Annotated in this window: 18 protein-coding genes and 1 pseudogene; 12 read left to right on the top strand and 7 right to left on the bottom strand. The window is 67.4% G+C overall.

Features of this window, described 5'->3' with window-relative positions:
• Positions 1-8: 8 nt before the first annotated feature.
• Positions 9-824 carry an ABC transporter permease gene (locus ACZ7L9_RS21335; protein WP_471416998.1) on the top strand — a complete coding sequence of 272 codons (816 nt, stop codon included), beginning with the start codon at positions 9-11 and terminating at the stop codon, positions 822-824.
• Positions 825-1,086: 262 nt separating this feature from the next.
• On the opposite strand, the gene ACZ7L9_RS21330 is transcribed toward ACZ7L9_RS21335, so the two are convergent.
• Complete coding sequence (locus tag ACZ7L9_RS21330; protein ID WP_471416996.1) at positions 1,087-1,212, bottom strand: hypothetical protein; 126 nt, start codon at positions 1,210-1,212, stop codon at positions 1,087-1,089.
• A gap of 588 nt (positions 1,213-1,800) precedes the next feature.
• On the opposite strand from ACZ7L9_RS21330, the gene ACZ7L9_RS21325 reads away from it, so the two are divergent.
• From ACZ7L9_RS21325 to ACZ7L9_RS21315, 3 genes are all read left to right on the top strand, one after another.
• A complete protein-coding gene (locus ACZ7L9_RS21325; protein ID WP_471416995.1) occupies positions 1,801-2,232 on the top strand; it encodes a hypothetical protein in 432 nt (143 codons plus the stop codon).
• Between the two features lie 113 nt (positions 2,233-2,345).
• Positions 2,346-2,858, top strand: coding sequence for an NUDIX domain-containing protein (locus ACZ7L9_RS21320; protein WP_471416993.1), 513 nt, complete (start codon positions 2,346-2,348; stop codon positions 2,856-2,858).
• A gap of 113 nt (positions 2,859-2,971) precedes the next feature.
• Complete coding sequence (locus tag ACZ7L9_RS21315) at positions 2,972-3,097, top strand: hypothetical protein (protein WP_471416991.1); 126 nt, start codon at positions 2,972-2,974, stop codon at positions 3,095-3,097.
• Between the two features lie 120 nt (positions 3,098-3,217).
• Here ACZ7L9_RS21315 and ACZ7L9_RS21310 read toward each other — a convergent pair whose 3' ends face one another.
• On the bottom strand, positions 3,218-3,661 hold the full coding sequence (locus ACZ7L9_RS21310; RefSeq protein WP_471416989.1) for a large conductance mechanosensitive channel protein MscL: 444 nt from the start codon (positions 3,659-3,661) through the stop codon (positions 3,218-3,220).
• 328 nt (positions 3,662-3,989) lie between these two features.
• Here ACZ7L9_RS21310 and ACZ7L9_RS21305 point away from each other — a divergent pair, with 328 nt between their 5' ends.
• Positions 3,990-4,331 carry a hypothetical protein gene (locus ACZ7L9_RS21305; RefSeq protein ID WP_471416987.1) on the top strand — a complete coding sequence of 114 codons (342 nt, stop codon included), beginning with the start codon at positions 3,990-3,992 and terminating at the stop codon, positions 4,329-4,331.
• A gap of 419 nt (positions 4,332-4,750) precedes the next feature.
• On the opposite strand, the gene ACZ7L9_RS21300 is transcribed toward ACZ7L9_RS21305, so the two are convergent.
• The 3 genes from ACZ7L9_RS21300 to ACZ7L9_RS21290 form a co-directional block, all read right to left on the bottom strand.
• A complete protein-coding gene (locus ACZ7L9_RS21300) occupies positions 4,751-5,224 on the bottom strand; it encodes a hypothetical protein (RefSeq protein ID WP_471416986.1) in 474 nt (157 codons plus the stop codon).
• A 154-nt stretch (positions 5,225-5,378) separates the two neighbouring features.
• Positions 5,379-5,684 (bottom strand): hypothetical protein, encoded by a 306-nt coding sequence (locus tag ACZ7L9_RS21295; protein ID WP_471416984.1) that lies wholly within the window; start codon positions 5,682-5,684, stop codon positions 5,379-5,381.
• A gap of 506 nt (positions 5,685-6,190) precedes the next feature.
• Entirely contained in the window at positions 6,191-6,442 is a 252-nt protein-coding gene (locus ACZ7L9_RS21290; protein WP_471416982.1) for a RipA family octameric membrane protein, read from the bottom strand.
• Between the two features lie 184 nt (positions 6,443-6,626).
• Here ACZ7L9_RS21290 and ACZ7L9_RS21285 point away from each other — a divergent pair, with 184 nt between their 5' ends.
• Positions 6,627-8,726, top strand: a complete 2,100-nt coding sequence (locus tag ACZ7L9_RS21285) for a hypothetical protein (RefSeq protein ID WP_471416980.1) — start codon at positions 6,627-6,629, stop codon at positions 8,724-8,726.
• 44 nt (positions 8,727-8,770) lie between these two features.
• Positions 8,771-9,643: a hypothetical protein gene (locus ACZ7L9_RS21280; protein WP_471416978.1), complete on the top strand. Its 873-nt coding sequence runs from the start codon at positions 8,771-8,773 to the stop codon at positions 9,641-9,643.
• A gap of 241 nt (positions 9,644-9,884) precedes the next feature.
• On the opposite strand, the gene ACZ7L9_RS21275 is transcribed toward ACZ7L9_RS21280, so the two are convergent.
• A complete protein-coding gene (locus tag ACZ7L9_RS21275; RefSeq protein WP_471416976.1) occupies positions 9,885-10,193 on the bottom strand; it encodes a hypothetical protein in 309 nt (102 codons plus the stop codon).
• Between the two features lie 404 nt (positions 10,194-10,597).
• Here ACZ7L9_RS21275 and ACZ7L9_RS21270 point away from each other — a divergent pair, with 404 nt between their 5' ends.
• From ACZ7L9_RS21270 to ACZ7L9_RS21255, 4 genes are all read left to right on the top strand, one after another.
• A complete protein-coding gene (locus tag ACZ7L9_RS21270; protein ID WP_471416974.1) occupies positions 10,598-10,981 on the top strand; it encodes an RHS repeat-associated core domain-containing protein in 384 nt (127 codons plus the stop codon).
• 34 nt (positions 10,982-11,015) lie between these two features.
• A complete protein-coding gene (locus ACZ7L9_RS21265; RefSeq protein ID WP_471416972.1) occupies positions 11,016-11,225 on the top strand; it encodes a hypothetical protein in 210 nt (69 codons plus the stop codon).
• Positions 11,226-11,235: 10 nt separating this feature from the next.
• Positions 11,236-11,679, top strand: a complete 444-nt coding sequence (locus ACZ7L9_RS21260; RefSeq protein WP_471416970.1) for a hypothetical protein — start codon at positions 11,236-11,238, stop codon at positions 11,677-11,679.
• Between the two features lie 63 nt (positions 11,680-11,742).
• Positions 11,743-12,402, top strand: a complete 660-nt coding sequence (locus ACZ7L9_RS21255; protein ID WP_471416968.1) for a hypothetical protein — start codon at positions 11,743-11,745, stop codon at positions 12,400-12,402.
• A gap of 133 nt (positions 12,403-12,535) precedes the next feature.
• On the opposite strand, the gene ACZ7L9_RS21250 is transcribed toward ACZ7L9_RS21255, so the two are convergent.
• Positions 12,536-12,814 carry a hypothetical protein gene (locus ACZ7L9_RS21250; RefSeq protein ID WP_471416966.1) on the bottom strand — a complete coding sequence of 93 codons (279 nt, stop codon included), beginning with the start codon at positions 12,812-12,814 and terminating at the stop codon, positions 12,536-12,538.
• Positions 12,815-12,993: 179 nt separating this feature from the next.
• Here ACZ7L9_RS21250 and ACZ7L9_RS21245 point away from each other — a divergent pair.
• Positions 12,994-13,729: pseudogene (locus ACZ7L9_RS21245) on the top strand (helix-turn-helix domain-containing protein); the annotation flags it as partial.

Genomic DNA, 13,729 nt, shown 5'->3' with positions numbered 1-13,729 from the left:
GGCCCCCGATGAATCTCTCCCGCCCCGCGCGCGTCACACTGCGCATCGCCGCCGGGCTCGGTTTCGCGGTGATCTACGTCCCGCTGCTCCTGGTCCTCGTCAACTCCCTGAATCCGGATCGCAGTTCGGGATGGCCACCACCCGGCCTCACCTTCGACTGGTGGGTGGCCGCCTGGCACAGCTCAGGCGCCCGTGACGCGCTGTGGACCTCCGTGAGGGCCGGGCTCGGAGCGACCGCGATCGCGCTGGTCCTCGGTACGCTCATCGCGTTCGCCTGCCAGCGATACAAGTTCTTCGGACGCGAGGCCGTCTCCTTCGTGGTCGTCCTGCCGATCGCACTGCCGGGCATCGTCACCGGTGTCGCGCTCAACACGGCCTTCCGTACGGTCCTCGAACCGCTCGGAGTGGGCCTCGGAATGTTCACGGTGGTCGTCGGCCACGCCACCTTCTGCATCGTGGTCGTCTTCAACAACGTGATCGCCCGGCTGCGCCGGATGCCCGGATCGTACGAGGAGGCCGCCATGGACCTCGGGGCCCACACCTTCCGTACGTTCCTCGACATCACCTTCCCGCTGGTGCGCTCCGCGCTGGTGGCGGGCGGCCTCCTCGCCTTCGCCCTGTCCTTCGACGAGATCGTCGTGACGACGTTCACCGCCGGGCCCGGTGTCCAGACCCTCCCCGTCTGGATCTTCTCCAACATGGCCCGACCCCAACAGGCCCCCGTCGTCAACGTCGTTGCCGCCGTCCTCGTCCTGCTGTCCGTCATACCGATCTACCTCGCCCAGCGGCTGTCGTCGGACACTGCCTCCGGCAGTCGCATCTGATTGGGACAAACCCCTTGTCCCAAGAGAGGACTGACGTGCTCACCTCGGGCGGGGAGGTGCCGGACGACGTAGCACGGGCTTGGGCAGGTAGATCACGGTGAGTTTCGACGGGTCGTGCCGTGCGGGACGGTGTGGACGGAGACGGTCTTGTCCGCGCAGACTTCTCCGGTCAGGTCGGTGAGGTCGACGGTGGGCGGCATCGGCCCGCCCAGGACGGCGTAGTTGACCTTGTCGGCGAGCTCGGCCTTGTGGGCGGTGTCGGTCAGCCGAGGTAGTCGATGCCGGTGATCGGCCGGGCTTCTTCGGCGGGAGTCTCGGGCCGGGCTTTGGAGTGGGAGCGGCGGCTGACCCGGAAGGGCAGGGCGGCCTGCCGCGATGTGGCCGCCAAGCTTGCGACGACTGGATTGCGGGCCGCGGGCCGCACGGTTGGCCTCATCCCAGCCAATACGACACCGCCGCCCGTCCGGCTTCGCGGGCAACGTCCGCGATGACTCCGGCATCGTTCTGCGTGGAGCGTTGCCGAGGAGGCTCAGGTATCGGGGCGCCCAGCCAGCACATGTCCGCGCCGGGAGTGGCCAGCACCACCCTGAAACGCAGGTCACCACACACCCACACGGCTCCCATCCCGTCGATCATGCCGCGCCACACCTCGCCGGGGAGGAGAGCGACATAGCTGCGGGCCACCGAACCGTCAGGCCCAGCAACAGAACACGCGTGAACCTCGAATCAGGGATCGTGAGCCTGCCCGCCAAATCGAACGACGCCATCACGGGCCGCACGGCGTTGGCCTCCCACTCGGTGGCATCCTCCAGCCGACATGGCCACACCTGCCAGGGGTGTTCCCGCGCCGTGGACCGGCGAGGAGCGGGACCGGCGCCGTGCTGACGCCGAACAGGCGCTGGACGAAGCGCTGTTGACGGTCGACCGGCGAATGGCGACCGCGTCGCAGGGCAAGGGTGGGGCAGGGGGACGACCAATGTCTGATCAGGAGACGCCGCCCGCAGGGACGCCCGCCTGGACGGTGCCGTCCTTCCCTGCGGCGGACGAGGCGCGCAAGTGGCAGGAGATCGATCCGGGCCACCTCGCGTGGCGGCGGGACCTCAGCGTAGGTCAGTCCCTCGTGCAGTCCTGCGGCGATCTGCCGCCGGTCCTGGAGGGTGAGTCTGTCACCATCGGCACCGGGTCGACGATCGGGACCGGTGCGGCCGTTGCTCCTGGAGTCACCGTCGGCGCGCACGCCCTGGTCGCGGTCGGCTCGGTCGTGCTGCGCGACGTGCCGCCCACGGCCTGGTCATCGGCAACCCAGCCCGCCAGGTGGGCTGGGTATGCTGGTGCGGCCAGGCCCTGGACCCAGTGCTGCATTGCACCATCTGCCAGCGCGTCTACCGGTGCGACGGCGACGAACTGACCGGGCAGCAGGTTTCGCCGTTGGAGTGAGAATCACACCGGTTTGTCACTGGTCTGTGCCAAACCGTGGCTGCGTGACGGTCCCTGCGAGCGGCGCGGTTAGCGTCCCGCTCCATGAGCACCACGCACCTCCCTCCCGCGGAGTACTACGCCTCCCTGCCCAAGCACATCGCCGGCGCCGGGGCAATCATCCATGACTCCGACGGCCGCATTCTCCTGGTCCGGCCGTCCTACGGCCACGGCACCTGGGAGATCCCCGGCGGCGGACTGGACATGGGAGAGGACCCGCAGCGTGCGGTCCGGCGTGAGGTCAAGGAAGAGCTCGACTTCGACCTCACGCCGGGCCGGCTGCTCGCAGTCGACTGGGTACCGGAGCAGCCCGACGGCCGCCCGCCACTGGCCAACTACCTCTTCGACGGCGGCCCGATCACCCAGGAAGAGGCCGAGACTCGGATCCACCTCGACCCCGACGAGGTCACCGCCTGGCAGTTGGCCACTCCCGACCAATGGGACACCCTCCTCGTCCCGCACATGGCCCGCCGCCTGCACGCCTGCTCCCGCGCCCTGACCCAGAGCACGACCGTCTACCTGCATCACGGATTCGGACCCACCCGCCACCAGACCTGAGCCTGCTCCTGGCGGCCACGGCCGGCTGCTCGACCGACTCCCCTCCCCGGCACTCCGAACGGCTGCAGAAGGCCGCCGGCCCGAAGACCTTCCAGATCGATACGACCAAGGAGTTGTGGGAGAAGACCCCGGAGCAGATTCCCTACAACCAGACGGACCGCCCCATCAAGGCCAAGGTGACGTCACTGTCCAGCGGCCTGGCGCGGATCGAGCTCTCCAGGGTGAGCCTGGCCAACTAGCTGCGGGAGCTGGACAAACGATGTGCATGGAGGGCGGGGATCTTCCCTGGTTCCGGAAACGGGAAGCGACGGGGAACGCCGGGAAGTCGCCCGTAACGCGCAGGTCGCCATCTTGGAAGGTCAGGGCCGTGGCGTTCCGGTCGTCGGCGGCTGCTCCGCACCGCAGTACCGACATTTGGCAGCAGCGGCCGGCAGGTCCTCGGACAGGCAGGCCGGACACGTCTTGACAGGGCCTGGCTCTTTGAAGGCCACCACACCGTGCCGCAGCGAATATCGCTTGTACGGCACGACGATGAGGAAGTAGACGACGGCCATGAAGATGATGAAGTAAATGACTGCCGAGATGAAGGAACCGATATCAAGATACGTGGCCTTGTTGCCCGTTTGGCCGAGTTGCCATCCCAATCCGACCGAATGGCCGCCCTGGGCACGTGCAATGATGGGATTAATCACAAAATCGGTGAATGCCTTGATCAAGGTGCTGAAGGCCAATGCGACAATGAGGCCTACAGCTACGACGATGACATCGCCGCGCATCAGGAAGTTCTTGAACCCCTTGAGCATTTCTGGCTCCTCGCGACTGGGCCCCGGTCGGGGCCGGGCAGCACGCTACATTCTTCGGCGCAAAATGTGCATTACGGCGCGGGCGCGGGAGGCGCTTTCCCTCGGTTGCTGAACCCCTGGCAACCAGTACGCCAATCGGGCGCATAATTTTCATCTGAGAAAGAGCAGTTCACGGAATTCACCCAGTCAGCCAAAGAGTGATGCATGCGAGGTCATGGCGGGCAGCCGGTCGGCGGGACACAGGCAGGGGCGCTGAGGCCCTGGATACCAGCCTCTATGGCCCGTTGACCGATTCCTCCAGAGCTACGGATCAGAGGCGTTGCGGCACATGGCGTCGGTGACGCACACGGCCCCGCCGCTGACGCTTCTGGAGGTCCGGACCGTCATCGCCCCGGACGACCCGACCCACAATGCCCGCCTGCAGACCGTCGGCATCACGCTCACGGCAGACACCATCGAGGGCCCCGCCACCATCGAGGCCAACGACCTCGACAGCGACACCAAGAGCCACAGAAGCCCCGTCCAGCGCTGGGCAAGATCGCCGGGAAGGTGCTCGGCAGCAAGCCGGGAGTATTGCTCATCAGTCATGCAGTGCATCATCTCTGCCCCCACTGACAGCGCGGGCGTCAACCTCACGCGGCGCGACTGTCGTTGCAGCTCGTGTCGGTGAGGCCTTGAGCGGCGCGGCGGCGGTGGGGGAGCGGCGGGTGGTAGGACGCCCCCGTTCGGCTTCACGGCCGGGCGGGGGCGCTGGCGCGTGTCGCGGCCAGATGGGGGCTACTGGGCGACCTCTGCAGGACGGCCAGCTGGTGGCGCAGCGTCTCACCCGCCCAAGAGGGTCGAGTTGGAACACCTGCCGATGGCTGACCATTCAAGACCGCCCCGGCTGGCCTCCCCCGACCAGCCGGGGCATTCCCGTACACGAGCTGTGCACTGCGAATTCCCGCATTGCCGCGTGCACGAGTGCCCATCGAGCTGCTGGGTTCGTGGATTGCGGGGGCCGAGGGGAGGGCGCAGAGGAGGCTCAGAGCTGAAGGGCTGCCCCCCACCGCCGCGGACGGCAGAGCCGGCTGCGGATACCGGCAATCGCTATGACTGCTGCAGCAGATCCCACCGGTCGCGCCACTCGGCCACGTCCTTCGGGCGGACCGCGGTGTGTTTGGAGTCAGGATTGCGGGGGCGGGTTCCGCCTTGTTGCTGCAGGAACGCCTCGTGGCGCGCGCGTACGCCCGCCCGGAACGCGGGCCCTTCAGCCACATAGAAGTCACGACGCCCATCGGTCACATCGACCAGGATCACCCGCTCACACGTGAGGGCGGTGGTGGCATCGATATCGGCGATCATCCAGGCGCCCTGGGCGGCGACCATCACCTGCGCCACGGGCCCACCCACCTCGACGTAGGTGGCCGCTCCGCGCAGCTGCGAGGAAAGCCCTCGCAACAGGGCTTCCGCGAGCACGAGATGACGCCCGCCCTGGTGCTTCTGCGCGTTGGTAGGTTCCTTCGCCGGCATAGCGTCATGATGCCGGTCAACGAACGCTCCGCGCCGCAGGGCAATGAACATTCAGGACTGCTCGCGCCTGTCACCGACCGCCTGCTGGCGCCCGTCGTCCGGGCCACGATGCGGCGCGCCAACCGCACGGCCATGCGACGCCTGGCCGCCGAGTTGGCTCGTCACGTGTCGGCTGCCGGGTCCTGACGTTGGCGAATGCCGGCTCCTACTGCGAAGCAAGTACACGCAGATGCTGCGAAAGGTCTACGAAGTCGTTGGCAGGGATCAGGTCCTCGGCCTTCGCGACCTTCTTGTAGTCGGGCGTGAAGGTGATCTGCCGGAAGTCACAGACGAGGGTCGTGTCGCTGTGCCAGAACGACGGCTTGCAGGAGCTCTCGTCCAGTCCCGGCGTGGTGACGTCCTGCAGGTAGCCCTCCGTCCTGAAGTCGCCATCGCTCGTCCGCGATACGCGGGACAGCTGGAGAGGCACCAAGCCGTTGGCCGTCGCGATGATGTCGCCAGAAGGCGTCACCGGTGTGGTGCGATCTGTCGGTTTTGGGTCAGTGGTGTGAGAGACAGCTGACGTTGGAGTGTTGATGCTCGTTGGTGGCTGTGTCCGGCCGTGGGGTCACTGTCCTGAATGTGAGAGATCGATGTGGGATCGCTGTCGTGGGGTCTATCGCATGAGGGGTGCTGCTGTCTCAGTTTCGTGAGTTCTGATCCACTCGCTGGCTGGTGCTTGGTGTGCTCGGCGTGTGGATCAGGAAGAGCAGGGCCCGGCCTCGGAGTGGTCGGGTGGTGGTTCGGGTGCTGCTTTGCCAGCTGCGTCGGTTCGGGCGTTGCGGGGCCCGGCGTGCGGCGATTGCTGGTCCTGTGCCGGGAGGGGAAGCTTACGACTCGGCATGTGAGGTCGGCGGCGGATGTGCTGGGGGTGCGGGAGCGCGCGGTCCCCCTTCCGGCCCGGGCGATGTGGCCGTCACTCTATCCGGTGGCGGTCACCGATTGATCCGATCGAGCGGTATGGACCATTTGTGGGCTTCACAGAGCCATGACGAAGGTCACCTGGCGGTGGTCTCCCTGGGACAACCAGGCGCCGAGGAAGGCGAGCAGGCCGGTGTGGAGGGTCAGGAAGAAGGTGTTGGCGAGGTTGCGCCGGGCGCTGACCCGGTCGGCCATCTCCACACACAGCTTGTATTGCTCGAAGTTCGCGGCGTGATACGTGGCCTTCGCGTCGCGATAGTCTTCCGCGCCGATCCCGTCGTTCCACAGTGAGTCACTGATGTCGGCCATGGCGGCATCTCCCCGTAGTCGTTACGCTCACCAACCCTGTGGAAAAGATACGTGCTTTGATCGCAAGGACGTGCATAAGTCCCCTGGAAGGAAGGTGAGTTGCTTGTCTCGGAGCGAACCTTCGGCCGATGATACCGAGGCTCTGCTGTCGATCCCGCCGGAAAAGTTACGCAGGCATCCCAGGTTGCTGTACGCCCGGCGCGCGAGCGAGGCGGCCGCCAAGGCGCTGGCCTATGCCCGGGGCGGGGCCGAGCGGACGTACGACGACATCGCGTATCGCTATCTGTGCGCGTGCCCGCAGGTGCCGTTCCTCGGTGTCGAGACCCTGGCCGCCCGCGCCGAGCAGGAGCGACGGCAGCAGCGGGCGGGACTGCCCGCGGACCTGGCCCGGCTCGCGAGGCAGCGTGACTTCCTGGCCCACCGGCACCTTGCCATGCCCGACGGGGAGTTCCGCGTCGGCATTCAGCGGGGGCTGCTGTACGCCATGGCCGAACCCGGCGGCGAGATCGTGGGCAGGTTTCCCCTGACCGTTCGCCACCGCATGCTGGACGGGCTCAGCAAGCCGCAGGACGTGACTCCTCAGCCCACCATGTCGATCTGGACGCACCTGACCGAGTCGCGCTGGCTGCCCCTGGACGAGCTCATCCGGTACACCCGCTTCCCCCGGATGCAAGAGGCGTCCCGGCTGGTGCGCGGTGTCTTCCCCAAGCGGCACCATGTGTTCGTCTCGCATCGCTGGCTGGACACCGGACAGCCCGACCCGGACGGCACGCAGGCGCGCCTGGTCGCATGGCATCTGGTCGCCTCGATGTGCGAGGCGGTCCGGGTCGCCCACCGGCGCGGCCTGCACACCCCTCGTCAGGTGGCTCCCGCCGCGATGCACATGCCGGTCGGCATGGCCGGATCGGATCTGGCGGAGTGTCTGCTCGTCGGGGTCCTGCGCGAAGTGCTGGACGACACCTCGCTCGCGCCGGTGGCCCAGGAACTGGAGCGGGTAGGCATGGACGCGGTCGAACTCGGCGCGGCCGAGGCGTCCGAGGACATCGGCCTGGAGCGCCTGAGCGCCCTGCTCGATGCCCTGCCCGCACTCCGGCCGCTGCTGGAGCGCATCCATATCTGGTACGACTACACCTGCGTACCGCAGGCTCCAAGAACCCCCGAGGAACAGGGGCTGTTCCGCAGGACCCTCGAATCGCTGTTCCTGCTGCAGTTCGCTGGGCGCACCCTCGTGCTGCTGGACGACGTCGCCGACTACCTGGGCCGGGCCTGGTGCAGCCTGGAGGCGGCGGCCGCGCAGGTGGCCACGGCGGGTGGGCGTCCGGACATCCTGTACACCGGTGGACCGGCGCGTTCGTCGGGCCCCGCGACAGACGCGGAGTCGCTGCGCAGCCTGGTGCACGACCGCCAGCTCGTCATCTGGCGCGGGCTGCTGGACACCGAACTGTTCCGGCTGCAGACCCGCGAGGAGTGCCTGCGCCGGCTCGGACTGTCCATGGCGGAGCCGGATGACCTTCCCTACCTCTACGACCGCATGCTCTCCTTCGCGGTGCCGAACGGCCGGATGAGCCGGCAGGCCCTGGTCACTGGTGTGGTTCCGCTACCGGACATGGGGGACGGCAAGATCTTGATCCCGATGCCGGACTACTCGGGGTCACAACCGGTCGACGGCGGACGGCCGGTCCGCGTGATCGGCACTTTCGACGGGTGGGGCGGCCTGAACCTGCGGGGCCACGTCGAGGAGAGACAGGCCGACGCCGGTCCGCCCGACGTGACGCCGTACTGGCGTGTCTCCGGTCCGGACGCCGCCGGCACCACGCCGACCTGCCATGTCGCGGTCGTCGGCGAGTGCGAGGGGGAAGCCGTGCTCATCTCGTCCTGGATCCGACGGCACCGGGCGGAGCTGGAGAAGCAGCTGCAGGTCACGGTCGTCTCGGGGAGCTGGACCGCGGTGGACCCCGTCCCCGTCGGGCATCTGCCGCACGGGCGGCTGCGGGCGCAGCCCGTCCGGGCCGACGTGTGGGTGGTGGTGGGGAAGTCCGGCCTGGTGGCGAACGACGTGGGCCAGGCGCTGTGCCGCGTGGTGCACGAGGCCCGCCTCCCGGCCATCACCGTATCCCTGGACCATGCCAAGGAGAACGTGCAACGGGTCGTCGACGACGTAGCGCCCGGCGCACCGCGCAGCGGCCTGCTGTCCGGGTGGGGCTCCGGCTACGAGCACCCGTTCGGGCTGCTGTACATGCACCTGTACCGCCATCTGCTGCAGTGGGGGGTTCCGGTCCATTGAAGGTTCCACATCTGGGGGAGTACGTCGAAGGGGAGCTCGGACGTGTGCTGCGCGCCCTCAGCGCGGCCGACCGGGGCGGGGATCACGCCGGTTTCCGCGAGCTGTGCGAACGGCACGCCGCGGAACTCGACGCCGACCGGGACGTGTGGCTGAGCGTGCCCCGGGAACTGCGGGAGAGCTTCCGCAGCAACATGGAGGCCATGCGGCCGTTCATGCTGACGGCTCAGCGGATCGCGCGCGACCTGGATGGGTTGGGCCATCCCGCCGCGCTGCGCCAACTGGCGGGCGCCGACGAGCGGGACAACCCCATGGAGAAGCTCCACGAGGCGGATGCCCTCGCCGAGCACGGGGAGTTCGAGGCTGCGGACGCGCTGCTCCGCGCAGAACTCGGCGCGGGGCCGGCCGACGACGGCTGGGTGGCGCTCATCCACTCCCGTCTGGCCACCAACGCGGCCAAACGGAACGACCTCGACACCGCCATCGAGCATGCCCGCCGTGCGCACGAACTCGCCCAGCGTTCGGGCCATCGGAGCGTGGCGCTAGCCGCCGAAGTCCTCGACGAACTGCTCACCGTCCGCGAAATACGCCGCGACACCACCGACGGACGCCGCCTCAACGCCTGCCGCGAGGCCCTGACACACGCGCAACAACTGAGCGACCGCGCCCTGTTCGTGGAAAGCAACCGAGCGCTGCTCCGCCTCCTCGACGAACTGGACACCTACCCCGATGACTCACCCACCCACCACTTCCTCGCCAAGCTCTGCGGCCTGCTGGGCCTGAACCACTTCCACCTCGACAACCGCGCCGAGTCCCGCGCCTGGACCCGCAAGGCCCTGCACGAGTGCCGCCTGCGCGGGGACCGAATCGGTGAGGATGTCTACGAGGCCAACCTGATGGAGATCGCCCGTAGGGAGTAGTCAGCATTACCCCAGGATGCCGAGCGCTTCATGAGCAGCGTCCGTGATAGCGGATCTTCATCACGATGCGGCCGGTTATCCCTGCCACTCGACCGCCCTCCTGCGGACCCTGCTCGTCCTGATGAGCGGCGAACAGCGGTGACGGACGATACTCCCGAAACGATCAACACCCTGACCGCAACGAGCTCTCAGCCGCCACCCACACCAGCTCCGTAACCAGCATTTTCAAGACGAAACCTCCTCATTGGTGTTGCCGGCAGCGGCTGCTCACGTCGGCGGCGTAGGCGGCCCAGTCCCCGCCTGATGCCTGTTGCCACTGGACGGCCACTTTGATGTGGACCCCGAGCGTCCGAGCGAGGATCGCGGCGGGCACTTCGGTGGCGAGGGTGAACAGCGCGGTGGAGCGGTCCTGCTTGGGCCGGATCCCGATCTTGTGGAGGCGCTGGCCGATCTGGTCGTCGCCGAGGGGGCGTCCCGGCTGACCTCCGGGGAAAAGCCAGGGGGTGCTCTCCGAGGTGCCGATCTTGGCCTTGCCGCGGCGGGTCGCCACGAGCTCGCGGACCAGGCTGGCCAGTGGCGCGGGGAAGACGAACGGCGAGGTGCCAAAGGTGATGGAGACGCTGTCGCCATCGACGGTGAGTTGGCTGATGGTGGCGATCTTCTGTGCGTAGAGGATCAGCAGCAGTCCTGCGACGCGGTCCGGGGTCGGCAGCGTGTCGTCGTTGAGGAGGCGGCGGGCGTCGGCCCATCGCCTCTCGCTGTCGATGGTGCCGAGTGGCCCGGTCCAACGGACGGTGCCGTAGGTCAGGGCGCGGGCATGCCGGTGCTGTACCGACCAGCGGACGAAGTGGCCTGTCTCGTCGCGGTAGCTGATGACCGCCCGGGACAGTGCGACCTGTACCTGGGACCACGCCCCGGAGACTCACCGCCCCCTGACCCAGACCGGTCGGCGAAGTGGGAACCTCACGCTTCCGTGTCGTGGTCACGGATGCCACGGGGACGCCCACCGAACCGCTCACCACGGACGGCGAGGTGACGTGGCAGCACCGGACCACCCTCTGGGGAACCCCTGTCCCCGCCCCCTCCGACGTGGAGATCTGCCCCCTCCGCTTCCCGGGCCAGTACGCCGACCCCGAGAGCGGCCTTCACTACAACTACTTCAGGTACTACGACCCGGAAACGGCTCGATTCCTCACCCCCAGACCCGCTCGGTGTCACCCCTTCGGACAACCACCATGCGTACCCTCGAAACCCGATCCGGCTGACCGACCCGCTCGGACTGGCTCCCTACGACCTCGAACCCGAGTCGGAGAAGATCGCGGACCACGCCAACGGTGAAGCGCTCCGCCCCGACGGCAACGGAACGCACTACGTGCGAGGAGTCGACCCCAAGGCCCTGAAGTTCTACGTCGACGGAGTGATCAACGAGCGCATACCCGACATCGAACCGAAATACGGACTGCGAAATGGTCGAGAGGCCTTCTGGGACCCGGACAAGGAGGCCGTGGTCATCGTGGACGGTGACGGGGGCACCGTGTTCACCCCCAAGCAGGGATACTCCTACTTCGAGGACCTGGAATAAGAGGAGCGGTATGTCCGAGCAAACCAGCCGCCGCGTCAGTCTCTCCCACTCGGAGTTCACGAGGCTTTACTTCCTGACAGGCGAACTCAACGAGTTCCCCGCCGAGAGGCTGCAGGGTTTCGGATGCGATGCCGAAGAACTGGAAGATCTGTTGTCACGGCTCAGGAGCGCTCGTCGGCAGTCCAAAGAGCATGGGGAAGCTCACCTTTTGACACTTGTCTTCTCGACGACGCTCCCCGAATCGCACGCCGCACCAGCTCTTGCCCGCGACGGAGACAACCACACTCGGGCGGCGCCCGCCCACATCACCGTCACCGTTCCCGCGAGCGTCGCGCAGTGGTGGGCCCCCGCTGCGCGCTGGGTCCTCCATACTCACAGTCCCGGGGAGAATTTCCTACGCACTGGATACTCAACCGATGAGCTGCGCGAAGCACTGGCAACCTTGCCGGACTGAGACCGATTCGTGCCTCGCCTCCTCAAGGAGCGGTATTGGCGGCGGGCGAGGCGGTCATGGAGGGTGATCAGCACGGCGGGCGAGGCCGACATCAAGCCCGTCATGGTGGCTGCCACTCTGAAGCGGCTTCGCGAGGACGTGCGGGGAGCCTTCGATGTGGCCTGGGACAAGCGCGGTGCGGTCTTCGCCGAGCGGAGGATCAGGGCCCTGCCCCGGCAAGGTATGAGTCGCCAAGAGGAACAGGTCTTCCAGACAGCGATCGTCTATAACCTCGTGGTTCTCTTCGGCAAGCACCCCACGAAGACGGTTATGGAGCGCTTCGGAGGCTCCGAGGCGACGGCCAGGCGCTGGGTGGGCAAGGCGCGCGACTTGAACCTCATCAAGGAGCACGAGGAGCTCAACGACATGGGCTTTCCCGAGGACCAGATTCCCTGGCTCGAAGAAGACGATTCTCAGTTCATGGAGAACTTCATCAAGGTCATGGACGAGATGGCCGTGATCATGCCGCCCCGGATATACCACCTGGTCCGAGGAGCGATGTTCTTCGAAATGCTCGGTCAGGTTATGGACGGAGAGGGGAGCGGAGGCGACGGTGCCGACGAAGGCGTGCGCTCAGCCGCCCGGGAGCTGCTGTATGCGATGACGGGCAGCACGACGCTCGGCGGCGCGGACGACTCGTCCCCAGCGCTGCAGGACGCGCCGACAGCGCCGAGTCAGACGTAGGCGGCCCTCGGGCCGTCCGTCGCGTACCAGTAAACGTACTCAGTCGTGTATGACTCCGTCGTACACCATCGCGTACGGACCTATGTGCCCAACCGCCTGTTCGAGCCGGGGACGGCTGAGCACGGCCGTCGGTTCAGTCGGTGGGCGGACGGAACGGGATGACGTTGTCCGGTGTCGGGACGGGTTCCGTCGGTGTCTCCGGCCCCCGGATGAGGACGGCGCTGGCGAGAGTCAGGCTGGTCACCAGCTGGCGGAGCTCTTCGAGCTCGGCTCGCTGGTTCGCGATGGTCTTCTTGAGCTTGGCAACGGTCGCCCGCAGATGCTTCTCCGTCTCCGGGATCTGCTTGGTCTCCGTGCGGATGCGCTCGTCGAACTCGTTCTTCAAGTCCGCGTGCCGCTTGTAGAGGGCCATGCGGCACGCCGGACTCGGCGGCGAGGGCGGCGGCGGTGAGGCTTGCTCTTGCCGAATACCTCATCCGTGCAGGTGAGATGGGGTATTCGGTGTCAGTCGTGGTTGCTCACATCGGTGTTGTCGCGTGGTGGCGGGTGGGTGCGGCATGATGATCGGTCGCGCTGTTGAGGCTGGCGTACATGGGTGTGACGAACGCGTTCGCGTTGCTGCGGCTGCTGCCGACGAGCGACCGCGAGAAAGACGTCGAGATCCTGGCCCTGCGCCATCAGATCACCGTCCTGGAACGACAACTGAACGGGCAGCGGGTACGGTTCCACGCCATCGACAGGGCGTTCCTGGCGTCGCTGCTCCAGGGCCTGCCGCAGGAAGCGCTGCGCCGGATGCGGCTCCTGGTACGGCCCGACACGGTCCTGCGTTGGCACCGCGATCTGGTCGCCCGTCGGCACGCCGCCCGGTCCAAACCCAAGCGCGGAGGCCGGCCCCGCACCGTGCACTCGATCCGCGCCCTGGTACTGCGCCTGGCCAGGGAGAACCCGAACTGGGGCTACCGGCGCCTGCACGGTGAGCTGCTCGTGCTCGGGGTGCGAGTGGCCGCGTCCACGGTCTGGGAGATCCTGAAGGAGGCCGGCATCGATCCGGCGACAGCGGGCATCGAGCACCTGGGCGGCCTTCCTGCGCCCCCAGGTCGACGCGCTCCTGGCGTGCGACTTCTTCGAGACCGTCACCCTGTCCGGGGCTCGTCTATAGGTGTTCGCCGTGATCGAGCATGCGAACCGACGGATCCGGGTCCTGGGCGCGACCGCGCACCCGACCGCATCCTGGGTGGTGCAGGCCGCGAGGAATCTCGTCATGGACCTCGAGGACTCCGGCTGCCGGGCACGCTACTTGGTCAGGGACCGGGACGGGAAGTTCCCG

It is taken from the genome of Streptomyces sp. NPDC111516 (assembly GCF_055635345.1).
This window is presented reverse-complemented; position numbering and strand designations above follow the sequence as displayed.